Source organism: Chitinimonas arctica (genome assembly GCF_007431345.1).
GTDB classification, from domain to species: domain Bacteria; phylum Pseudomonadota; class Gammaproteobacteria; order Burkholderiales; family Chitinimonadaceae; genus Chitinimonas; species Chitinimonas arctica.
Genome location: NZ_CP041730.1, coordinates 4,988,403 through 5,010,440, shown reverse-complemented (window position 1 = coordinate 5,010,440; position 22,038 = coordinate 4,988,403). Strand labels below are relative to the sequence as shown.

Genomic DNA, 22,038 nt, shown 5'->3' with positions numbered 1-22,038 from the left:
GCATGCCGACCGACACCGTGATTGCCATCCGCCCCACCATCCTGGTCGTGGACGACGTTCCCCAGAACCTGTCGCTGATTGGGGAGTTATTGATGGACAATTACGTGGTCAAGGTCGCCCACTGCGGCGAGAAGGCCTTACGCATTGCCCATAACCAGCCCTGCCCCGACCTGATCCTGCTGGACGTGATGATGCCGGAAATGGACGGTTACGAAGTGTGCCGCCAGCTGAAAGCCGACCCGCGAACCTGCGACATTCCGGTGATATTTCTTACCGCCATGTCAGCCGAGGCGGATGAGCAGCATGGTTTCGACCTGGGCGCCACCGACTACATCGCCAAACCGGTCAGTCCCCCTATCCTGCGGGCCAGGGTGCAAGCCCAGTTGCGCCTGAAAGCCGCCAGCGATTTCCTGCGCGACAACAATGCCTTCCTGGAGCAAGAGGTCAACCGACGTACCGAAGAAGTCCATGCCGTGCAGGAAGTCGCGATCCTGGCCGTTGCTTCCCTGGCCGAAACCCGCGACAACGAAACCGGCAACCATATCCTGCGTACCCAGCATTACGTGAAGCTGCTGGCCGAGTACCTGGCCCGCCAACCACGCTTCGCCGACGTGCTGACCGAAGCGGAGATCGAGTTGCTGTTCAAGTCCGCCCCGCTGCACGACATCGGCAAGGTGGGTATCCCCGACCGCATCCTGCTCAAGCCCGGCAAGCTGACACCGGAAGAGTTCGAGATCATGAAGACCCACCCTGCGCTAGGCAGGGATGCCATCGTCCGCGCCGAGGAACGGCTGGGCAAGCGCGTGCCTTTTCTGCGGCTAGCCAAGGAAATTGCCTACAGTCATCAAGAAAAATGGGATGGCAGCGGCTATCCGGACGGCCTTGTCGGCGAGGCCATTCCGCTTTCGGCGCGGCTGATGGCCGTCGCCGATGTCTACGATGCCTTGATCAGCCGCCGCGTCTACAAGGCCAGCATGCCGCACGCACAGGCGGTCGGGATCATCCTTGCCGGCAGCGGTAGCCATTTCGATCCGGTCCTGGTGGAAGCGTTCGCGCTCCTGGTCGATCAGTTCCACGCGATTGCCATGCGATTCACCGACAGTGAATCCGATCTACATGCAGAGAAGGAAAGACTAGGCTGGATCGCTGAGGAAGTCGTTCAGCACCCGCAAGGAGCCGGTAATGATTGAATCTCACCTGCATAGCACCGAGCGCTCGAAACAGCCGCGCGCGCTGGTAGTGGACGACCAGGCCACCATGCGCCAGGTCATGGCGAGCCAGTTGCGCTCGCTCGGCATCGAACAGGTACAGAGCGCCGTCAACGGCGCGGAGGCCCTCTTGCAGCTGCGACAGCAGCGCTTTGATTTTGTGCTGTCGGACTGGGACATGCCGGTGATGAACGGACTGGAGTTGCTGCATGCCATGCGCCAGGAAGAGCGGTTCCGCGATATCCCTTTCATCCTGTTTACCGCGCATACCAGCCGCAGCATGATCCAGCAGGCCATAGATGCTGGCGTGTGGGAGCTGCTGGCCAAGCCATTTACGGTGGGCACCCTGGAGATCAAGCTCGCCAACGCCTGTCGCCGCCGCAACCGGCTGCGCATGGCCGCGCCGGGAAATCCCCGGATCGATGCCGCGGCAGCAAATGCCCAAGCCACCACGCCGACTGCCGCACCGGAGCGGCCTACCTTGCTGGTCGTCGACGACACCCCGGATAACCTGCGCCTGATGGCGGGCCTGTTTGAAGCAGACTATCGGGTGCGGATAGCTCATAACGGCGAGAAGGCACTGGCGCTGTGTACTTCCGATAGCCCGCCGGATCTGGTGCTGCTGGACATCATGATGCCGGGCCTGGACGGTTTCGAAGTGGCGCGACGATTGCGGGACCACCCGATCAGCCAGCATATTCCGGTCATTTTCGTCACCGCCATGACCGACGACACCACCATGCGCCGTGGTCGGGAATTGGGCGCTGTGGACTTCGTCACCAAACCGATCGACCCGGACCTGCTCCAGCTACGGGTCGGCAATTTCATGCGCTATCTGCAACTGTACAAACAGCGCCAGGCGGAGATGGACGCCCAACTCGTCGCTGCCCGCTTGCGTGAAGATATCGAACAGACGCTGCGACATGAGTTGAAAGCGCCGCTGGAGGGCATCAGCGGCCTGATCGAGGAATTGGCAAAGGGCGGCAGCAATCTGTCCAGCCGTCAGCGTGAGCTGCTGCGGCTGATCGAGCAGGGTGCTCAAAGCGCGCTGCAGACGGCCGATCTTTCGGCCCTTATGCTGGACATCGAAAATGGTCAGTATCAAATGAAGCCTGAGCCCGTCACTATCGCGCAACTGCTGCACGATCATGCCGCCTCAGCCCGCGCCACCAGTCAAGGCCAGCATCTGATCATCGCGGTTGATGCCGAGGTCGATGTCGATCAGCCCCCACCCACCGCGCTGGGCGACCCCCGGCTATGTCAGGCTATCATCCAGAGCCTGCTCCAACTCGCCTGCGATTCCGCCACGGCCGGTAGCCGTATCGACCTTCAACTGTTCGATGAAACGCCGCTCAAGGTCATCATCAGCTATCCAGGTACGGTACGCACCGATTTGCGTCCCGGTTTTTTTGATAAATTCGGTGGCGCGGGCAGGCGCGAAGGTAATGGCCTGGCTGCCTACTCGGCTCGCTTATTGGCCGAAGCCCAAGGCGGCGAACTGGCCATGGCTGCAGACGATGACCCTAAGATAACCACCCTGGTCCTGACTTTGCCACGACCCTTATCAACTTAATTTGAGTAGCGCTCGCCAATCCGCAGCGTAAACCTAACCCAATCAAGCATCGCCCAATAGCACGTGCGGCCTGCTCACTTTTTTTGGGGTGCCGTTGGGGGTACGGATGGAGTCCGTCACGCCGTAGCCCCAAGCAGCAAGCGGTACCAGTGCCGGCATCCGGTATAATTGCGGTTTTACCGAACTCCCTTCCCGCATATGTCCGAAACTGCTGTCCTCCCCGATCCACGCCCTTACAGCGGTATCGACCAGTCCCCCCTGCACGCACTGGCCACGCAATTGTTGAGTGAAAACAATCTGGGTCGCCTGGTTGCCGCCGAGGCGGCGCTCGACGCCGAACTGGCTGCGCAGCTGCGCCATGGCGGAGACGCGGACATTGCCAAGGCAATTTCCACCGCACCAAATCCAGCCGTCGTACGCTTGCTGTCCGAGCGGCTAAGGGTAGCGATAGAGCAGCCATTGGCCGGTAGCGCGCAACATGCGGTGGTCTTTGCCATCCCCGTGGTCATGGTAGCCGGCGTACGTGGCCAGCATGAGATCCCTGGCAAGCTGCCCGATGTGGCGGTCTTGCAGACCCTTTTGACCGAGCATGGAATTTTTCAGCGCGGTAGCGATATCCAGCTGGCGGGCAAGTTGCTGGATCGAGAGCAGCTGTTGGCCATCCAACCCAGTCAATTGCTGCGCTGGCGCGATGCCCTGCAATACGCCAGCGGCGGACTGCCGCACGAATTCAAGGAGTCGCCGATCAAGGTGGATGGCGATGGCGTTTTCCTGCGCTATCTGGTGGGCGTGGCGATGCAGCCGGCCGATGCGCCCGCGGTGGTGCAGTTGAATGCCACGCCGGGCCAATGGGCCATGGCCTTCAGCAAGCTGCTGAGCGAACAACTCAAGCACGATGCCATGACCTTCTTCCCGTTGCCGCGTGCACCGCAGGCTTGGCTGGCCGCATTGGACGACGGCCGGGTAGCCCAGCAAGAGATCCGTTTCCAGGTCTTTGCCAGCAATACCCTGCGCAAGCTGCGCGAAGCGGGCGAGACGCCGGTCGCGGTGCTGTCCTGCCACGATAATGGTGAACTACGCGTGACCTTGGGTGCCGAAAAGAATGGCGAGGAATGGGCTGGCTTTATCTGGCCGCTGGGTCCCCTGGATCGGGTAGACGCCCTGCAGGGCATGATGAGCATGCTGCTGCGGGAATGCCATCACGACGATATCCGCATCGTCGGCGAGATCCTGCCGACGGTGAAGGACAATCTACCCTACTTCCCGCTGCCCACCGAATTGCCGGTCAGCGCAACGAGGCATTGATCATGAGCTACTTCAAGCACCATGTATTTTTCTGTACCAACCAGCGCCCCAACGGCGAGAGCTGCTGTGCCGATTTCGGCGCCAACGAGGTGCATGCCTATGCCAAGAAGCGGGTAAAGGAGCTGGGCCTGGCCGGCGAAGGAAAAATCCGCACCAATAAGGCCGGCTGCCTGGACCGATGCGCGCAAGGGCCGGTGCTGGTGGTTTATCCCGACAATGTCTGGTACCAGTATGTGGACCAGGACGACGTGGAAGAGATCATCCAGGAGCATCTGGTAAATGGCCGCGAAGTTGCGCGCCTGAAAATCTGAGCCTTCTGTCATGAAGACGCCCCAATTCCTGCCTATCACCATAGCCGGCCCGGTCGGCCAGCTGGAGACGCTGCAACTAGATAGCGCGCTGGACAGCGCGCCACGCGGTATCGTCCTGGTCGCCCATCCCAATCCTACCCAGGGTGGCAGCAACACCAACAAGGTGGTGCAGACACTGGCGAAGGTATTTTCACGCCAAGGCTATATCGCCTACTGCCCCAATCTGCGCGGGGTGGGCAAGAGCGAGGGCGAGCATGACTTTGGTGGCGGCGAAGTGGACGATATGGCCGCCGTATTGGACCATGCCCGCGCCAGCCACCCTGGCCTGCCGGTCAGCCTGGCTGGTTTTTCGTTCGGTACTTTTGTGCAAAGCCAGTTGCGCGCACGTTTGGGCGAGGATGAAATCGAACGTCTTGTCCTGGTTGCGCCGGCCACCGCGAAATGGACCTTTCCTACCGTGCCGGGCGATACCTTGGTAGTGCATGGCGAAGAAGACGATGTCGCCCCAATCGGGGCTGTATTCGACTGGGCCAGGCCGCAAGGCCTGCCTATCGTGGTCGTACCGGGCGCTGGGCATTTCTTCCACGGCAAGCTCCCGCTGCTGGCGGATATCGTGAATCGCACGTTGTAGACACGTTGTCCCGCCCGCGCAAACTATGCCTTCACTGATGGCAGATGCTGGTTTACAAAAACTTAGCAAGTAAAACCAGAAGTCTAGCTTCTAGCCACATGTTGTATATGGGGAGCGAAATGTATCTAAATTCCTTTTGCACAGCACATCAATTGATGTCCTGATTTGGTATTGCCGAAGCGCAGAATGCGCTGCGAGCCAACGGCAATCCACCAGCCAAATTCGTAGTGGAAGCTACGATGGTGCTTGCAACCATGTGGAAGGCATCATGAGTACACCCGTACTGACCTTCTTCAATAATAAAGGCGGCGTCGGGAAGACTTCGCTGGTATTCCATTTGGCTTGGATGTTTAACGAACTGGGCAAGCGCGTCGTCGCTATCGATCTCGACCCTCAAGCCAACCTGACTTCGGCGTTTCTGGCTGAGGATATCCAAGAGCAATTGTGGGATCCATCTGAACCACCTCTAGGCGGCACCACTATCTTCCGCTGCATCGAACCTTTAACCAGGGTGGGAGATATCAAACCGCCCATTACGCAACGGATAACCGATAAGCTGTTCCTGGTGCCGGGTGATCTTGCGCTGGCAGGTTTCGAAGATCAACTTTCCAGCGCATGGTCGGAGGCTATGGGGTCCAGCAATCTGTACCGTCCTTTTCGCTTACTTACCGCTTTCTGGCAAGTGGCCCAAATGGCTGCTGATGCGCACCAGGCCGACCTGATCCTGGCTGACGTAGGCCCAAATCTGGGCGCCATCAATCGTTCCGCGCTCATTGGCAGCGACCACGTTGCCATACCATTGGCAGCCGATCTTTTTTCCTTACAAGGTCTGCGCAACCTTGGACCTACATTGACCCGTTGGCGTACGGATTGGGATAAACGCATCAAAAACTGGGAGCAACCCGAGTTTGACTTACCTGCGGGCGCAATGACACCAGCAGGCTATATTCTTATGCAACATATGGAGCGCTTGTCGCGCCCCGCCAAAGCATATAAAAAGTGGGTAGATCGCATCCCAATTACCTACCGGGATAACGTAATGAATCGTCCAAGTACTACTCAGATCGACGGTCATGATGCCAATCGACTTGCAAGTATTAGGCATTTCCGTAGTCTGATTCCTGAGCTTGGGTGTGGATTTCGGATACCAACCGTAGCCGGGTAAACTGGTCTACAGAGGTTCCGAATGTACAAAATTCCACGACAAAGCTACACCACCGAATTCAAGCAAGAAGCCGTCCGCCTGGTCGAAGTCGAAGGCAAGACCCCTGCTCAAGTAGCGCGCGACTTGGGCATATCCGAGCAGACGCTTGCCAACTGGCGCAAGGCCCACAAGGCCGGGAAGATGGCGACAGGTTCCGGCAAGCCCGTCACACCAGAGCAAATGGAATTGTCACGCCTGCGTGCCGAGAATTCCCGCCTGAAGATGGAGCTCGAAATTCTGGAAAAAGCCACGGCGTATTTCGCGAAAAAGTCGCAGTGAAGTACGCCGTGATTGACCAGATGCGCAAACACTATCCCTTGCAGTCGCTCTGCAAAGTGCTGTCCGTCAGCACGAGCGGCTTCGCCGATTGGCAGGCCTGTGGTGGCCCGACCCACTGGCTTTCTGACATGCAGTTGCTTGCGCTGATTCGTAGCGTGCATGCTGAATGCCAGGGGGCTTATGGTTCACCGCGCATCTTCCAGGAACTCAAATCCCGAGGGCATCCAGTCAGCAAAACCCGCATCCAGCGCTTGATGCAAAAACACGGCATTCGTGCGCGCCACAAGCGGCGTTATAAAGCGACAACCAACAGTAAGCACTCCCTACCGTTTGCATCCAACGTGCTGGATCGACAGTTCAGCACGAGGGCACCGGACACCGTGTGGAATGCGGACATTACCTACATTCCCACCCGCGAGGGCTGGCTGTATCTGGCGGTCGTCATGGATCTGCACACGCGGGCCATCGTCGGGTGGGCCATGGACGAGCGAATGACACGGGAGCTGGTCATCCGTGCCCTGCAAATGGCGCGTTTCCGACGCAAACCGAAGCCAGGACTACTTCATCATTCCGACCGAGGTAGCCAATACTGCAGCCATGATTACCGAGCCCTGTTGGCGGAGTACGGCATGCAAGCGTCGATGAGCCGGAAGGGCAATTGCTGGGACAACGCGCCGATGGAAAGCTTCTTCAATAGCTTGAAGAACGAGCGCGTCTTCCATCGAAGCTACGTGACGCGTATTGAAGCGCGCAAGGACCTCTTTGATTACATCGAGGTGTTTTACAATCGCAAACGGCGCCATTCGTCCATTGGCTATCAAACTCCGGCGCAGCGATACGCTGAGTCGATGGCAGAGCAGAAAATGGCAGCTTAGTTGCTACGTTGGTATCCGGAAACCGCGCCCAACCTCATCCAATGGCCCAAGAAGTTCGTAAGCCCATCTTTCACCTGACTTCTGCTGATGGTGCCATTGGTAGCCATATGCAAGCGGTTCAGGATGCGAAACGGGACTTTAAGGCTCTCGCGCTTGAGATAGACGCCCGCATCGATCCAAGCGGAATAGCTTATTCAGCTCATGACGATGAATGATGGATATCCCCGAAGAAGCCAACAAAAAACCCGCAGTTGCGGGTTTTTTGTTGGCTACGAACAGCAGTCAGCGATTACAGCTGACCAGCGTTCTCAGCCAGGTACTTGGCCACGCCGGCAGCGTCGGCCTTCATGCCGGCCTTGCCCTTGTTCCAACCGGCCGGGCAGACTTCGCCGTGCTCTTCGGTGAATTGCAGGGCGTCGACCACGCGCAGCATTTCATCGATATCGCGACCCAGCGGCAGGTTGTTCACCACCTGGTGTTGCACCACGCCGTCGCGGTCGATCAGGAAGGAGCCGCGCAGGGCCACGCCATCGCCGTGCTCGACGTCGAATGCCTGGCAGATTTCATGCTTGATGTCGGCTACCAGGGTGTAGCCGACCGGGCCGATACCGCCCTTGTCCACCGGGGTGTTGCGCCAGGCGCTGTGGCTGAACTGGCTGTCGATGGACACGCCGATCACTTCCACGTTGCGGGACTTGAACTCGGCCAGGCGATGATCGAAGGCGATCAGTTCGGACGGGCAGACAAAGGTGAAATCCAGCGGATAGAAGAACACCACGGCGTATTTGCCCTTGGTGGCGGCGCTGAAGCTGTAGTTTTCGACGATCTCACCGGTGCCCAGAACGGCGGCGGCGGTAAAGTCGGGGGCTTTCTTATTGACGAGAACGGCCATGGTTTTTCTCCTGATGCGGTTTTAACAAAGACATGAGAATGTAGGCTCGGCGAGGCCGGCCGTCCAATTTAAAAACTGCACCGAATCGATAGCAATTGACTATCGATTCAGTCATTCTCGTTTATTTTACCTTCAAGTCTTCGGCAAGGTCACGCCGACTTGACCCTGATACTTGCCGCCACGGTCCTTATACGACACTTCGCAGATGTCATCGGCATCGGCTTCCAGGAACAACACCTGAGCACAGCCTTCATGTGCATAGATCTTGGCCGGCAAAGGCGTGGTGTTGGAAAACTCCAGCGTCACATACCCTTCCCACTCCGGCTCGAAGGGGGTGACATTGACGATGATGCCGCAACGGGCATAGGTGGACTTGCCCAGGCAGATGGTCAGCACATTGCGCGGAATACGGAAGTACTCGACGGTGCGGGCCAGCGCGAAGCTATTCGGCGGGATGATGCAGTAGCCTTTGCCGGACACATCGACAAAGCTGGCTTCATCGAAATTCTTCGGGTCCACCACGGTCGAATTCAGGTTGGTGAACAACTTGAATTCATCGGCGCAGCGAATATCGTAGCCGTAGCTGGACGTACCGTAGGAAACGATGCGTTCACCGTTGACATGCTTGACCTGGCCCGCTTCGAAGGGCTCGATCATGCCGTGTTGTTCGGCCATCTTCCGAATCCAGCGGTCGGATTTAATGCTCATGATGCTTCCTTCTAAGTATTCTGGATCACGATTTTCGGCAGCTTAGCCGAGAAATCCTTGGCCTTCTCGCCGATCTTGACGGCAACCTTGCGGGCGATAGCCTTGTAAAGTGCCGCCACCGCGCCATCCGGCTCCGCTGCCACGGAGGGCGCGCCGGTATCGGTCGCCAGGCGGATCGACATCTCCAAGGGCAGTTGGCCCAGCAATTCCACCCCGTATTCCTGCGCCATGCGCCCGCCGCCACCCTCGCCGAAAATGGCTTCGGCATGGCCGCAATTGGAACAGATGTGCATGGCCATATTCTCCACCACGCCGGTGACCGGCACGCCGACCTTCTCGAACATCTTCAGGCCCTTGCGGGCGTCGAGCAGGGCGATGTCCTGCGGGGTGGTGACGATCACCGCGCCGGTAAGCGGCACTTTCTGCGATAGCGTCAGCTGGATATCCCCGGTGCCGGGCGGCAGATCGATCAGCAGGTAATCCAGGTCGTCCCAGCGGCTATCGTTCAATAGCTGCATCAGCGCCTGGGTGACCATGGGGCCACGCCATACCATGGGCTGTTCGGCATCGATCAGGAAGCCGATCGACATGGCCTGGATGCCATGCGCGCTTAGCGGAATAATGGACTTGCCGTCCGGCGACTCCGGCCGCTGGCCTTGCAAGCCCAGCATCAAGGGCTGCGAGGGGCCGTAGATATCGGCGTCCAATATGCCCACCCGGGCGCCTTCTGCCGACAGCGCCAACGCCAGATTGACCGCCGTGGTGGATTTGCCCACGCCGCCTTTGCCGCTGGCGATGGCAATCACATTCTTGACGCCAGGCAAGGGGGTCAGGCCGCGCTGTACCGTATGGGCTTCGATGCGCGTCTCGACCTTGACGTTGACGCGGCTCACCCCCTCCAGCGCCAACAAGGCTTGCTCCAGCTGGGCGCCGATCTCGGCATGGCGGCTTTGTGCCGGATACGGCAGGGCCAGGGTAAGGCTGACAAGCTCGCCATCCTGCGACAAGTCGCGCACCGCCTTCATGGCGACATAGTCGCGGCCAGTGTCGCGGTCCACGCAGGCGGCCAGGGCCGTATTCAGTTCATTCAGGGTAGCCATACGGATTCTCCATGGCGCCTGGCCTTGGCCAGCCGTCGATTATTTCTTGATGCCCAACTCGCGCAGGCGCTCATTCAGATAGCTGTCGGCGGTATGCCGCTCGGACAGGACCACCTCGCTGCGCGGGTGCAGGAAAAGCGGCAGCGAGATGCGCGATTGACGGGCGTCCTCGCCGGTGGGATTGGTGACGCGATGCGAGGTGGACGGCAGCCAGCCGGCGGTCGCTTCCTGCAGCATATCGCCGACATTGACCACCATCGTACCGGGTTCGCACGAAACCGCATGCCAGTTTCCCTGCCGGTCGCGCACTTCCAGGCCGGGCGCATTGGCGGCCGGCAGCAGCGTGATCAGATTGATATCCTCATGCGCGGCGGCCCGCAAGCTGCCTGGCGCTTCGTCGCCGGACAGCGGTGGGTAGCGCAGCACCCGCAGCAGGTTATTGGGACTGGCCGTGATCATGCCGGACAGGGGCTCGCTCAGCCCCGCCGTCACTTCGGCCGGCAGGCACTGTTCGATCCAGCCCAGCAGCTCGGCCGCCAAGGTGCTGGCGACTTCCTGGTAGGCCAGGGCATTGTCGCGAAGTTCGGTGGGGATACGCCCCCAGGTAAAGACATGGTAGAACTCTTTCAGATCGCGGATGCTGCTGCCTTTGGCGGTTTCGGACACGGCGGTGGAAAACCAGCCGTCCTGGCGCTCCGGATCGAATCGATAGTCCTGCTTTGCTTCGCCGTTGAAGAAGTCCAGCCAATCGCGATAGATATCGCCGATCAGCGCCGTAGGCAGGGGATGATTGACCAGGACGGCAAAACCGGTCTCGCGCAGCGATGTGACGAAGTGGCCGGGGGCGTCATTGGAGCGGTAGTCTACAGTCTGAACGTGCATAGGTCGGAGCCGGTAGGTTTACATGGCGGGCCAGCATTCTAAAGCGTGCGCGCGGAAAAAGCTTGCTATAGGAGGAACCTTCCCGCCTCCGCCTTGCCTTCAGCGTCAAACCCAGCTTCAGACCCGCGCCATTGCGAGCCCTTCGGCTATAATCGGCAGCTCCGCTTAACCTCCACGAGACAGGAACCCACCGTGTCCGCCCGCAAGATACTTGTCACCAACGCCCTCCCCTACGCCAACGGCGCCATCCACCTCGGCCACCTGGTCGGCTATGTACAAGCCGATATCTGGGTTCGGTTCCAGAAGATGCGGGGCCATACCGTGCACTATGTCTGCGGCGACGACACCCACGGCACGCCCATCATGATCAATGCGGAGAAGCTCGGCCTGGCGCCCGAGGCCTTTATCGCCCGCATGTATGATGAGCATGTCGCCGATTTCGCCGGTTTCCATATCGGTTTCGACGAGTTCTATACCACCAACTCGCCCGAGAACAAGGAACTGGCCAGCAGCATCTATCGGCGTCTGCGGACGGCCGACAAGATCGCGGTCAAGACCATCAGCCAGCTCTACGACCCGCAAAAGCAGATGTTCCTGCCCGATCGCTTCGTCAAGGGCGAGTGTCCCAAGTGCAGCGCCAAGGACCAGTACGGCGACAATTGCGAAGTTTGCGGCGCCACCTATGCGCCGACCGAACTGAAGAATCCATTTTCGGCGGTTTCCGGCGCCACGCCCGAGCTGCGCGATTCGGAGCACTACTTCTTCAAACTGTCGGAATGCGGCGAATTCCTGGCCGACTGGACGCGCGCCAGCGTACAGGTGGAAGGGCAAGCACGCCCGCGCCTGCAGGCCCAGGCCGCCAACAAGATGGGCGAATGGTTCGAAGCAGGCCTGCAGGACTGGGATATCAGCCGTGATGCGCCTTACTTCGGCTTCGAGATTCCCGATGCACCGGGCAAGTATTTCTACGTCTGGCTGGATGCGCCGATCGGTTATATCGCCGCCACCAAACACCTGTTCGACCGTATCGGCGAGAACTACGAGGATTACTGGCGGGCCGGCTCGGATACCGAGCTGTACCACTTTATCGGCAAGGACATTCTCTATTTCCATGCCCTGTTCTGGCCGGCCGTACTGGAACACTCCGGCCACCGCACTCCGACCGGCATCAATGTGAATGGCTTCCTGACCGTGGACGGCCAGAAGATGTCCAAGTCGCGCGGTACCTTTATCACCGCCAAGAGCTATCTGGATGTCGGCCTGAATCCGGAATGGCTGCGCTATTACTACGCGGCCAAGCTGGGGAGCGGCATCGAGGACGCCGACCTGTCGCTGAGCGATTTCGTGGCCCGCGTGAATAGCGATCTGGTCGGCAAGTACATCAATATCGCCAGCCGCGCCGCCGGCTTCATCAGCAAGCGCTTCGACGGCAAGCTGGCCGCCCAGTTGCCCGATAGCCCGCTGGTCAGCAAGCTGCAAGCCGCCGCGGGCAGTATCGCCGAAGGCTATGAAGCGCGTGAGTTCAGCCGCGTATTACGCGATGTCATGGCGCTGACCGACGAGGTCAACCAGTATGTCGACCAGGTCAAGCCGTGGGAGCTGGCCAAGCAGGAAGGCCGCGATGGCGAGCTGCACGCCGCCTGCTCCTTGCTGATCAACCTGTTCCGCCTGCTGAGCATCTATCTCAAGCCGGTCCTGCCCAAATTGACCGGCGATGTGGAGGCCTTCCTGAATATCGGCCCCCTGCAATGGTCGGATGCCGACAGCCTGCTGCTGAACCACACCATCAAGCCCTATTCGCACCTGATGACCCGTATCGATCCCAAGCAGGTGGAAGCGCTGGTGGAAGCGAACAAGCAGAGCCTGGCGCCGGCCGCCCCGACCGAGCCCAGTATCGAAGCGATTGCGCCGACCATCAATATCGATGATTTCGGCAAGATCGATCTGCGGGTGGCGCGCATCATCGATTGCCAGCATGTGGCGGGCGCCGAGAAGCTGTTGCAGCTGACCCTCGATCTCGGCAGCGAGACCCGCAATGTCTTTTCCGGCATCAAGTCGGCCTATAAGCCGGAAGACCTGGTCGGCAAGCTGACCGTGATGGTGGCCAACCTGGCACCGCGCAAGATGAAGTTCGGCCTGTCCGAAGGCATGGTCCTGTCCGCCAGCGGCGAGGGGGCCGGCATCTATCTGTTGAACCCCGATAGCGGCGCCCAGCCCGGCATGCGCGTCGGCTAGTCCGGCCTTTCCCAAGCCCGTCCTTTCCGTTGCCAGCTGACGACGGAAAGGACGCGAATCGATAAGGCCACGATGCTGCCGGCTTTTCCTACCTTGACCACCGCACGGCTGGTATTGCGCGAGCTGAAACCCGCCGATACCGACGCGATTTTCGCCATCCATCGCGATACCGATGCGATGCGCTGGTTCGGCGCCGATCCCATTACCGAGCGCGCCCAGGCCCAGCGCATGATAGAAATGTTCGCCGAGTCGCGCAAAGCCGCCCTGCCTGGCATCCGCTGGGCAATCGTCCGCAATGGCGATGGCCAGTTGTTGGGCAGTTGCGGCCTGTTCCGCTGGAACAAGGTCTATCGCAATTGCCTGCTGGGCTATGAACTGGGCCGCCCGCATTGGGGCCAAGGGTTGATGAGCGAAGCCTTGCGCGGCATCCTGCGCTACGGTTTCGACCAGATGCAGTTGAATCGCATCCAGGCCGAGATCCATCCGGACAATACCGCCTCGCAGTTGCTGGTGGAGCGGCTTGGCTTCCAACGGGAAGGCCGCCACCGCCAGCAAGGCTACTGGGCTGGCCAGTTCCACGACCTCGACTGTTACAGCCTGCTGGCGCAGGATTGGCCAAACCTCCAGGAATCCGCGCGCCCGGTCGGCGCCGGCCAACTTGCCCCATGAAACTCGACTTCTTACCCGCCGCCATCCTGTTCGATATGGACGGCCTGATGATAGACAGCGAAAGCGCCGTGCTCGACTGCTGGCGCCTGGCTTCGCTGGATCACGGCGTCCATTTCGACGATAGCCTGCTGATGTCCATGGTGGGCCTGCATGAAAAGCTTTGTCACGCCATCTTGCGGCAACGCTTTCCCGAACTGGATATCGACGCTATTGCCCTGGCCACCGACAAGCGCTATTCCGCCCGGGTTGAACAGGGCCTGCCGCTCAAGGCCGGCATCCTGCCCTTGCTCGGCTGGCTGGACGAACTGGGCCTGCCCAAGGCGGTCGCCACCTCGACCCGGCGCGAGCGCGCGGAGCAGAAGCTGCGCCAAACCGGCCTGATTCGGCATTTCCAGGTCGTGGTCACCGGCAGTGACGTCGAGCATCCCAAGCCAGCGCCGGACATCTACCTGCTGGCCGCACGAAGGCTAGGCGTCGAGCCGGCTCGCTGCCTGGTACTGGAAGATTCCGAGCCGGGCGTGCGCGCAGCCCTGGCCGCCGGGATGACGCCGATCCAGATTCCCGATCTGAGCAAGCCGTCGGCCGAGGTGGTCGCGCTCGGGCATCGCATCCTTTCCTCGCTGGACGACGCGCACGCGCTGTTGCGCGAGGTTTTGGGCAGGGACAAGCCATGATTGCCCTTCATCTGTCGATACGCGGCCGCGTCCAAGGCGTCGGCTACCGTAACGCCATGGCGGAACGCGCGCAGCAACTGGGCGTGGCCGGCTGGGTACGCAATCGCCGGGATGGTTCGGTGGAAGCGCAGCTCGAAGGCGAGGCGCAAGCGGTGCAGGATTTGCTTGCCTGGGCCAGGCAAGGGCCGGCTTTTGCTCGGGTGGACGACATCGCCGAGCAAACCTGCACCGCCAGCGGCGCCGCCTCCTTCGCCCGACTGCCAACGGCGTAGCCACTACGGTCCTCCCCGCGAAACACGTCGCTTCCGCTTGAATTTTCCTCCTTCCAGCCCGCACGCCTCCCGTGACGGGTAAAATTCGCCCCATGACGTCTCCTGCCTTTATCCATCTTCGCCTCCATACCGAATATTCCGTAACCGACGGCATCGTGCTGATCGATGCCGCCGTGCAGCGTGCCAAGCAGTACCAGATGCCCGCGCTGGGCATCAGCGACCTGATGAATCTGTTCGGCCTGATCAAGCACTACAAGACCGCGCGCGGCAGTGGCATCAAGCCCATTGCCGGCGTGGACATCTGGCTGGAAAACGAGGAAGACCGCGACAAGCCTTATCGCGCCCTGCTGATCGCCAAGAACCGTGCCGGCTACGGCCGCCTGTGCGAGCTGATCACCGAGGCCTACCGCCGCAACCAATACCGCGGTCGCGCCGAGATCAAGCGCGAATGGTTGGCCAATGGCGACAACAGCCAGCTGATCGCCCTCTCGGGCGCCCATTTGGGCGATATCGGCCAGGCCATCCTCAACGGCAATACCGATGCCGCCAGCAACCTGGCCGGCTGGTGGGCCGAGCAGTTTCCCGACAGCTTCTACCTGGAGCTGCAGCGTACCGGCGATCCCCGCTGCGAAATCGCCGTGCAGGGCGCGCTCGATCTGGCCGCCGGCCTGGATCTGCCGGTGGTGGCCACCCACCCTATCCAGTTTTTCGACCGAGACGACTTCAAGGCCCACGAGGCCCGCACCTGCATCGCCGAAGGCTATGTACTGGCGGATAAACGCCGCCCCAAGCTCTATACCGAGGAGCAATACTTCAAGTCGCCGGACGAGATGGCCAGCCTGTTCCACGATATTCCGGAAGCTCTGGCCAATAGCGTGGGCATTGCCCAGCGCTGCAATGTCACCATCCAGCTGGGCAAGAACTTCCTGCCGTTGTTCCCCACCCCGGACGGCATGACGCTGGACGACTTCCTGGTCGCCGAAGCACGAACCGGCCTGGAAGAACGCTTGATACAGCTGTTTCCCGACGAGCAGGAACGCCTGGCACGGCGGCCCGAGTACGATGCCCGCCTCAAGTTCGAATGCGACACCATCATCCAGATGGGCTTCCCCGGCTACTTCCTGATCGTGGCGGACTTTATCAACTGGGGTAAGGCCAACGGCTGTCCGGTCGGCCCCGGCCGGGGGTCGGGTGCCGGCTCGCTGGTGGCCTACTCGCTCAAGATCACCGATCTCGATCCGCTGCGCTATGCCTTGCTGTTCGAGCGCTTCCTCAATCCGGAGCGGGTCTCCATGCCCGACTTCGACGTGGACTTCTGCCAGGAAAACCGCTGGCGGGTGATTGCCTACGTGCGCAAGAAGTACGGCGAAGAGGCGGTCAGCCAGATCGTCACCTTCGGCACCATGTCGTCCAAGGCGGTGATACGCGACGTGGGCCGGGTGCTGGACCTGCCCTTCTTCCTGTGCGACCGGCTCTCCAAGCTGATTCCGCTGGAGGCCAACAAGCCGCTGTCGCTGAGCAAGGCGATGGAGATGGAACCGCAGATCGGCGAGCTGATCGCGGCGGAAGATGCCGGCGAACTGATCGAACTGGCACAAAAGCTGGAGGACCTGACCCGGGGCGTCGGCATGCATGCCGGCGGCGTACTGATCGCACCCGGCAAACTGACCGATTTCTGCCCGCTCTATATCGCCAGCGGCGAGGATGCCTCGCCGGTCTCGCAATACGATATGAAGGACGTGGAGTCGGCCGGCCTGGTGAAGTTCGACTTCCTGGGCCTGCGCAACCTGACCATCATCGAACTGGCCCAGCGCTATATCAAGCAGGTCAGCGGCGAGGAGGTCGATGTCGCCAAGTTGCCGCTGGACGACAAGCTGGCCTACAAGGTGTTCGCGGCCGGCAATACCACTGCCGTGTTCCAGTTTGAATCCAGCGGCATGAAGAAGATGCTGGTGGAGGCCAAGCCCAGCAAGTTCGAGGAAATTATCGCCTTCGTGGCGCTGTACCGGCCAGGTCCGATGGACCTGATCCCGGACTTTATCCGCCGTATGCATGGCGAACGTTTCGAATACCTGCACCCGCTGCTGGAATCGGTGCTGGCACCCACCTACGGCATCATGGTGTACCAGGAACAGGTGATGCAGGCCGCCCAGGTCTGCGGCGGCTACTCGCTGGGCGGCGCAGACTTGCTGCGGCGGGCCATGGGTAAGAAATTGCTGTCCGAAATGGTCCAGCAGCGGGCCATGTTCGTGGAGGGCGCCGGCGGCAAGGGCCTGAGCGAGGCCAAGGCCAACGAAATCTTCGACTATATGGAGAAGTTCGCCGGCTACGGCTTCAACAAATCGCACGCCGCCGCTTACGCCCTGCTGTCCTACCATACCGCCTGGCTCAAGGCCCATCACTGCTCCGCGTACATGGCGGCGGTGATGTCCACCGAATTGGACAATACCGACCAGCTAAAGGTCTTCTACGACGACTGCGTGCTCAACAAGCTGGTATTCCTGGCGCCCGACGTCAACCACAGTGTTTACCGCTTCCTGCCGGTATCGCGCGGGGAAATCCGTTACGCCTTGGGTGCCATCAAGGGCACCGGTGAAGCGGCGGTGGACCATATCGTCGCCGTGCGCGAGAAGGACGGTCCCTATCGCGACCTGTTCGACTTCTGCATGCGCACCGATAAACGACTGGTCAACCGCCGTGTGATCGAAGCGCTGATACGTGCCGGTGCGTTCGATACGCTGTGCGACCATCGCGCCAGCCTGCTGGCCACCGTCAGCCTGGCCATGGAGGCGGCCGAACAGGCGGCCGCCAATGCCAACCAGGGCGGCCTGTTCGATGCCTTCGAGCCGGAACCGGAGCACCAGATGCAGTTGGCCGACGTGCCGCGCTGGAACGAGACCGTGCAATTGACGGAAGAGAAGCTCGCCATCGGCTTCTTTCTGTCCGGCCACCCCTTTACCGCCCAGGCCAAGTTCGTACGGGGCTTCGTCAAGACCGACCTGGCGCGCATCACGCCGCGCAAGGAGCCGCAGTGGATCACCGGCGTCGTGCTGGAGGTAAGGACCAAGCTCAGCCAACGCGGCAAGATCGCCTTCGTCACCCTGGACGACGCCAGTTGCAAACGCGATGTCATGGTCTATGCCGAAACCTTCGAAGCCGCCCGCAACAAGCTGCGCGACGACGCCCTGCTGGTGATCGAAGCCAAGGTCAGCGAAGACAGCTATAGCGGCGCCGGCGGTCTACGCATCATCGCCGAACGCATTCTCGACCTGGCCGAAGCACGCAGCCGCTTTGCCCGCGCGCTGGCGCTGGGCATCAACGGCACGGCCGATGCCATTCGCTTGAAGAACCTGCTGGAACCCTACGCGGGCGGTGATTGCCCGGTGCGGGTGGAGTACCGAAATGCCCGGGCCAGTTGCGCGATGCAATTGGGTGAACGCTGGCAGGTGACGTTGCGGGATGAGCTGCTGACGGAGTTGCGTGGCTGGCTGGGGGAGGAGGCGGTGCGGATACAGTTTTAAGAGCGGGCCGAATCCTTATAGGGGTTGATCGAATCCAACCGCAAGATCGATACAATCCGGTCTAGTGGCAGACCTTGCTGGTGTGGGTTCGATTCCCATGGCCTCCACAACATTTGAAGTCATGGCGCTTGGGCTGCACTGACAACTGACCTGTTCAGCATCGTTGCAGATCAGAGGATTTACGCCCGGACTTTTCAAGATGTGGGATGGCAGCCTGGTCGCTCGAAAAGAGACTGGAATGACGGATGACATAGCCTGCTGGTTGCTTCTGTTTCTCGATTAGCCCTTCTTCAAGGAGTCGCTGCAGCCAAACCTTGGCTTGTACATTCGAGACTTCCAGCACAGCCGCCACCTCTGCTTCTTTCATCGGCGCCTTCAGCAGTATTTGGATCAACTCCCGGACTGCCGCAAACAGCGTGTCGGCGGGTGTTGACGTAATCTTCGCCACGTCGCCGTCCGAATTGGTTACGTCTACCGGGGGCTGGACATACGTTGGCAGGGAGTTTGACGACTTTCCAGCAGCGACTGGTGGTGAAACTGCCTCGCTCGGCTTCTCCACCACCTCTAGTGATTTCGGACATGCTTGCGGCGTGGGCGAAACGTCAGACGGCTCGTTGCTAAAATCCAGCGTAAGGTCTGACTGCGGCGACATCGGTGCGAGCGTGATGGCGTTAAATACGCTTTCAAAGGCATCGACACCTGGCGAATTGGGCCAGAGTAAAGCTCCCCGCCCACGAAGGGCGTCGAGACCGGCAGAAAGCACACCCTCTGATCTCACATAGACAGGAACGAACTTAAGCTTATCTAACTGCTCGATAGCGCCGGCCCAAGTTCCACCCTTGTTCAAATCGGAGCTGACAACCAGGGAAGCGTCAGCCAGCGCATAGATCAGCTTGTTGCGCTGCATAGCATTACCAACGTTGAAACCTGCGCTGGGGTCGTAAGGAGAAATCAGCACCAGTTGTCTATCGAGCAGTAAGTTGCGATGCTCGCGGTTCATGACTGTCTTTTCCAGGCTATCTGCCAGGACGCCACAGACTTTGCCACCCGCTACCAGCGCGCCGCGCATGGCTGCTTGATCGACACCTTTTGCGCCACCCGACACTAGGACACGTCCAGCCTGGGCGGTCATTCGGCCCACTGCCATGGTATGGTCGATCAACGAATCGTCCACATGCCGAGATCCAACAACGGCAAGACCACCCAATTCCAGCAAGCTGATGTCACCGCAACCGTAGATCACGGCTGGTGCGTCTTCGCGCAGACGCATCTTAAAGCGGCGTGGATACGCTGCATCAGCGCGACTGATCACCCAGATTGCTCGTGCTTGCCAGCGCTCGATGGCTTGGCTTAGCAGGAAGCCACGCCCTAATAGCCGCTGCAGCCGAGCATGGTCGATCACTGGCTGGCAGGCGTGCAAGAGGTCTGTCGCATCTGGCAAAACGAGGTCCGCTGGCTGGCGCTGTATTTCCCTTAGGTGCCGGGCGAGGCGCTTGTACTCACCGGGCGACAGGAGCTCCGGAGAGGATGGGTTTCGCCCTGCGATCAATGGCGCCGTCAGCAGCAAGATTGCCTGGGTATTGGGTGACAGGGCGGGCATCATTCGTCGTGCCCTGCTTGAGAGAGTGCCATTGGCCAGACTTCTCCGCTTCCGTTCTGGCGCAGCAACCACGCTGCCACGGTTAGCGTCCAGCGTGAATCTACCATATCATCAATCAAAATCACCGGCCCAGGCGGAATAGGCTGACCATTATATGCCAGCGAACCATCGATGTTGCGGGCTTGCTGTGTACTGTTCGCCATCGTTTTTTGTTCGGGTCTGTTGTCTGTCTTTATTATGACCATATGAAACGGCAGCCCCATCGCTTCAGCCCAGCGCTTCGCAAATCCGGGCACGAGATCGGGGTGACGCAACGATGGAATGCATGTTACCCAGGTTGGATTGGGTTGGGGATTCCATTCTCGAACCATATTCCTACACGCTACAACCAATTCATCAGAAAACTTGCCGTCCTCATACTTGCCTTGCCTGACAAGGCTACCCCAACCGGCGTCACCCCACACGCACAGCGCTTTGCCGGGCTGCGATTGATGGTTGGCGGCGAGAATTCCCTTAATACCATACTGGGGCATCCCCCCGTCAGGCCACTTTTTTCGGGGTTCGATGGGCAAGCTGGTACGCTGTAAAAATCCAATCGCATCCCGGACCAAAGCTTCATTTACACCGGTAGGCAGCGGGGGAAGCGCAGGTTGCGTGACAATATCAGGATCACCATCCAGCGCACTAATCAGGAAGCCCATGTGTTGACCAAAGGGCAGTCTTATGTAGTCCTGCATTTGCTGGTGCTCTTCGCGCCGCAGGGTAGTGAGCCGCTCGGCTCGCATCCAGAAGCCGTCACTCAATGAGGCCGCAGTAAGCTGCCATCTGGTGCCCTGCTTGGCGATCGGTGCAGGTGTTTCCAGGGAGAGCAGCGCAATCGTCTTCTCAATGCGCCCTTTGCTCAGGTTGACGCGGCTGAGCAACTCTGGAACGGATAGGCCGCATTCCTCTTCTTCAAGCGCAGCCAAGACGACGTTAACTTCCTGGCGGGTAGGAAAAGCAGTGCGGATGAACCAATCCGTAATGTTGGAATCTTCCTGGCCGCTCAGCAGTACTCCATAGGCGGAGTCAAGTGCGCGCCCGGCACGTCCAACTTGCTGGTAGTACGCAACTACGGAACCCGGCATTTGGTAATGAACGACGAACGCCAGATCGGGTTTGTCATAACCCATGCCCAACGCCGTCGTGGCTACTAGCGCCTTGACCTCGTTGTTTAGCAGAGCCTGCTCGAGCGCTTCCCGACGGTCGCCACTTTCCCCGGTGTAAGGTTCCACATTGAAACCCTTGGTCTTAAGCCAGTCAGCGACTTGGTAAGCGTCGCGCACTGTCAGCGTATAGATGATGCCGTTTCCTTGCAGCGTGGCAAGCTGCTCTGCCAGCCAAGCAAGACGCTCCGCCTGACTCGGCAGTCGGATAGTTTGTAGGGAAAGCGAGGTTCGATTCAAGTCACCGCGAAAGACATCCAACTTAGGACCAAGCACGGCTTTGAGGTCATCCATCACGCGATTGTTTGCCGTCGCCGTGGTGGCAAGAAGTCGGAGATTAGGTGGTAGCGTTTTGACAATCCGTTCCAGCAACCGATAGTGAGGGCGGAAGTCGTGACCCCAGTCTGAAATACAGTGGGCCTCGTCAATGACCAGCATCGAGATCTGTGCGGCGATGCCGGCCAGGACTTGCGTGCGAAAATGCTCGTTAGCCAGGCGCTCGGGTGAGATCAAGAGGATGTCGACTGCCCCTCCGGCAAGCTTTTCCTCGACCAGGGTCCAATCTTCAATATTGTCGGAATTGATAGTTGCAGCGCGAACACCCATGCGCTCTGCTGCAGCGATCTGGTTTCTCATTAGCGCTAATAGAGGGGAAATCAATAACGTAGGACCATTCCCGCCCTCACGCAAAAGCTTGGTAGCAATGAAATACACAAAGCTCTTGCCCCAGCCAGTTTTCTGGACGACCAGAAGGCGACCTCGTCCTTCGACGACGTGCTGAATCGCTTCCTGCTGGCCCTCACGGAATGCGGCGTCAATGCGGCCGGACCCAATCCGGAGTAATTCCAGTGCTCGCGTAGCTTTACTGTTCATGTCATGCCTCCCTGTGTCGTA

The 22,038-nt window shown here is 59.8% G+C and carries 18 protein-coding genes; 12 read left to right on the top strand and 6 right to left on the bottom strand.

All coding sequences use genetic code 11. The annotated features are described in order from the left end of the window. Nucleotides 1-2 precede the first annotated feature (2 nt). The 7 genes from FNU76_RS22750 (at nt 3) to FNU76_RS22720 (ending at nt 7,386) form a co-directional block, all read left to right on the top strand. Nucleotides 3-1,190, top strand: coding sequence for a response regulator (locus FNU76_RS22750; protein WP_144280327.1), 1,188 nt, complete (start codon nt 3-5; stop codon nt 1,188-1,190). Further along, on the top strand, nt 1,183-2,781 hold the full coding sequence (locus FNU76_RS22745) for an ATP-binding response regulator (protein ID WP_144280326.1): 1,599 nt from the start codon (nt 1,183-1,185) through the stop codon (nt 2,779-2,781). The genes FNU76_RS22750 and FNU76_RS22745 overlap by 8 nt, the downstream gene beginning before the upstream one ends. Before the next feature lie 198 nt (nt 2,782-2,979). Beyond that, a complete protein-coding gene (locus FNU76_RS22740) occupies nt 2,980-4,086 on the top strand; it encodes a hypothetical protein (RefSeq protein ID WP_144280325.1) in 1,107 nt (368 codons plus the stop codon). A gap of 2 nt (nt 4,087-4,088) precedes the next feature. Next, complete coding sequence (locus FNU76_RS22735; RefSeq protein WP_144280324.1) at nt 4,089-4,397, top strand: (2Fe-2S) ferredoxin domain-containing protein; 309 nt, start codon at nt 4,089-4,091, stop codon at nt 4,395-4,397. A 10-nt stretch (nt 4,398-4,407) separates the two neighbouring features. Further along, nucleotides 4,408-5,028: an alpha/beta hydrolase gene (locus FNU76_RS22730; RefSeq protein WP_144280323.1), complete on the top strand. Its 621-nt coding sequence runs from the start codon at nt 4,408-4,410 to the stop codon at nt 5,026-5,028. Nucleotides 5,029-5,296: 268 nt separating this feature from the next. Further along, nucleotides 5,297-6,193, top strand: coding sequence for a ParA family protein (locus FNU76_RS22725; protein ID WP_144280322.1), 897 nt, complete (start codon nt 5,297-5,299; stop codon nt 6,191-6,193). A 21-nt stretch (nt 6,194-6,214) separates the two neighbouring features. After that, nucleotides 6,215-7,386, top strand: a protein-coding gene (locus tag FNU76_RS22720; protein WP_444542064.1) for an IS3 family transposase whose coding sequence is annotated in 2 segments (ribosomal slippage) — nt 6,215-6,482 and nt 6,482-7,386 — 1,173 coding nt in all. Because the reading frame shifts where the segments join, the coding sequence is not laid out codon by codon here. Nucleotides 7,387-7,675: 289 nt separating this feature from the next. On the opposite strand, the gene FNU76_RS22710 is transcribed toward FNU76_RS22720, so the two are convergent. The 4 genes from FNU76_RS22710 to FNU76_RS22695 all read right to left on the bottom strand — a co-directional run bounded on the left by FNU76_RS22710 (nt 7,676) and on the right by FNU76_RS22695 (nt 10,968). Next, entirely contained in the window at nt 7,676-8,278 is a 603-nt protein-coding gene (locus FNU76_RS22710; protein WP_144280321.1) for a peroxiredoxin, read from the bottom strand. Between the two features lie 132 nt (nt 8,279-8,410). Continuing rightward, nucleotides 8,411-8,986, bottom strand: coding sequence for a dCTP deaminase (gene dcd, locus FNU76_RS22705; RefSeq protein WP_144280320.1), 576 nt, complete (start codon nt 8,984-8,986; stop codon nt 8,411-8,413). Between the two features lie 11 nt (nt 8,987-8,997). Further along, complete coding sequence (gene apbC / locus FNU76_RS22700; RefSeq protein WP_144280319.1) at nt 8,998-10,086, bottom strand: iron-sulfur cluster carrier protein ApbC; 1,089 nt, start codon at nt 10,084-10,086, stop codon at nt 8,998-9,000. 39 nt (nt 10,087-10,125) lie between these two features. Beyond that, on the bottom strand, nt 10,126-10,968 hold the full coding sequence (locus tag FNU76_RS22695; protein ID WP_144280318.1) for an isopenicillin N synthase family dioxygenase: 843 nt from the start codon (nt 10,966-10,968) through the stop codon (nt 10,126-10,128). 192 nt (nt 10,969-11,160) lie between these two features. Here FNU76_RS22695 and metG point away from each other — a divergent pair, with 192 nt between their 5' ends. The 5 genes from metG to dnaE all read left to right on the top strand — a co-directional run bounded on the left by metG (nt 11,161) and on the right by dnaE (nt 18,339). Next, nucleotides 11,161-13,203: a methionine--tRNA ligase gene (metG, locus tag FNU76_RS22690; RefSeq protein ID WP_144280317.1), complete on the top strand. Its 2,043-nt coding sequence runs from the start codon at nt 11,161-11,163 to the stop codon at nt 13,201-13,203. 72 nt (nt 13,204-13,275) lie between these two features. Then, the gene (locus tag FNU76_RS22685; RefSeq protein ID WP_144280316.1) at nt 13,276-13,872 is read left to right on the top strand and encodes a GNAT family N-acetyltransferase; all 597 of its coding nucleotides are present in this window, start codon (nt 13,276-13,278) and stop codon (nt 13,870-13,872) included. Then, nucleotides 13,869-14,546: an HAD family hydrolase gene (locus tag FNU76_RS22680; RefSeq protein WP_144280315.1), complete on the top strand. Its 678-nt coding sequence runs from the start codon at nt 13,869-13,871 to the stop codon at nt 14,544-14,546. Before FNU76_RS22685 ends, FNU76_RS22680 begins: the two co-directional genes overlap by 4 nt. After that, nucleotides 14,543-14,818, top strand: a complete 276-nt coding sequence (locus FNU76_RS22675; RefSeq protein WP_144280314.1) for an acylphosphatase — start codon at nt 14,543-14,545, stop codon at nt 14,816-14,818. The genes FNU76_RS22680 and FNU76_RS22675 overlap by 4 nt, the downstream gene beginning before the upstream one ends. 92 nt (nt 14,819-14,910) lie before the next feature. After that, complete coding sequence (gene dnaE, locus FNU76_RS22670) at nt 14,911-18,339, top strand: DNA polymerase III subunit alpha (protein WP_144280313.1); 3,429 nt, start codon at nt 14,911-14,913, stop codon at nt 18,337-18,339. Between the two features lie 154 nt (nt 18,340-18,493). On the opposite strand, the gene FNU76_RS22665 is transcribed toward dnaE, so the two are convergent. Both FNU76_RS22665 and FNU76_RS22660 read right to left on the bottom strand, forming a co-directional pair. Continuing rightward, nucleotides 18,494-19,942: a DNA-processing protein DprA gene (locus FNU76_RS22665; protein WP_144280312.1), complete on the bottom strand. Its 1,449-nt coding sequence runs from the start codon at nt 19,940-19,942 to the stop codon at nt 18,494-18,496. Beyond that, on the bottom strand, nt 19,939-22,017 hold the full coding sequence (locus FNU76_RS22660; protein WP_144280311.1) for a RecQ family ATP-dependent DNA helicase: 2,079 nt from the start codon (nt 22,015-22,017) through the stop codon (nt 19,939-19,941). The genes FNU76_RS22665 and FNU76_RS22660 overlap by 4 nt, the downstream gene beginning before the upstream one ends. Nucleotides 22,018-22,038 lie beyond the last annotated feature (21 nt).

Coding starts and splice junctions, on each gene's coding strand:
- dnaE (WP_144280313.1), top strand. CDS start 14,911: ATGACGTCTCCTGCCTTTATCCATCTTCGCCTCCATACCGAATATTCC.
- FNU76_RS22710 (WP_144280321.1), bottom strand. CDS start 8,278: ATGGCCGTTCTCGTCAATAAGAAAGCCCCCGACTTTACCGCCGCCGCC.
- FNU76_RS22695 (WP_144280318.1), bottom strand. CDS start 10,968: ATGCACGTTCAGACTGTAGACTACCGCTCCAATGACGCCCCCGGCCAC.
- FNU76_RS22660 (WP_144280311.1), bottom strand. CDS start 22,017: ATGAACAGTAAAGCTACGCGAGCACTGGAATTACTCCGGATTGGGTCC.
- FNU76_RS22750 (WP_144280327.1), top strand. CDS start 3: ATGCCGACCGACACCGTGATTGCCATCCGCCCCACCATCCTGGTCGTG.
- FNU76_RS22680 (WP_144280315.1), top strand. CDS start 13,869: ATGAAACTCGACTTCTTACCCGCCGCCATCCTGTTCGATATGGACGGC.
- FNU76_RS22725 (WP_144280322.1), top strand. CDS start 5,297: ATGAGTACACCCGTACTGACCTTCTTCAATAATAAAGGCGGCGTCGGG.
- FNU76_RS22665 (WP_144280312.1), bottom strand. CDS start 19,942: ATGATGCCCGCCCTGTCACCCAATACCCAGGCAATCTTGCTGCTGACG.
- FNU76_RS22675 (WP_144280314.1), top strand. CDS start 14,543: ATGATTGCCCTTCATCTGTCGATACGCGGCCGCGTCCAAGGCGTCGGC.
- FNU76_RS22730 (WP_144280323.1), top strand. CDS start 4,408: ATGAAGACGCCCCAATTCCTGCCTATCACCATAGCCGGCCCGGTCGGC.
- FNU76_RS22740 (WP_144280325.1), top strand. CDS start 2,980: ATGTCCGAAACTGCTGTCCTCCCCGATCCACGCCCTTACAGCGGTATC.
- FNU76_RS22745 (WP_144280326.1), top strand. CDS start 1,183: ATGATTGAATCTCACCTGCATAGCACCGAGCGCTCGAAACAGCCGCGC.
- FNU76_RS22735 (WP_144280324.1), top strand. CDS start 4,089: ATGAGCTACTTCAAGCACCATGTATTTTTCTGTACCAACCAGCGCCCC.
- dcd (WP_144280320.1), bottom strand. CDS start 8,986: ATGAGCATTAAATCCGACCGCTGGATTCGGAAGATGGCCGAACAACAC.
- FNU76_RS22685 (WP_144280316.1), top strand. CDS start 13,276: ATGCTGCCGGCTTTTCCTACCTTGACCACCGCACGGCTGGTATTGCGC.
- apbC (WP_144280319.1), bottom strand. CDS start 10,086: ATGGCTACCCTGAATGAACTGAATACGGCCCTGGCCGCCTGCGTGGAC.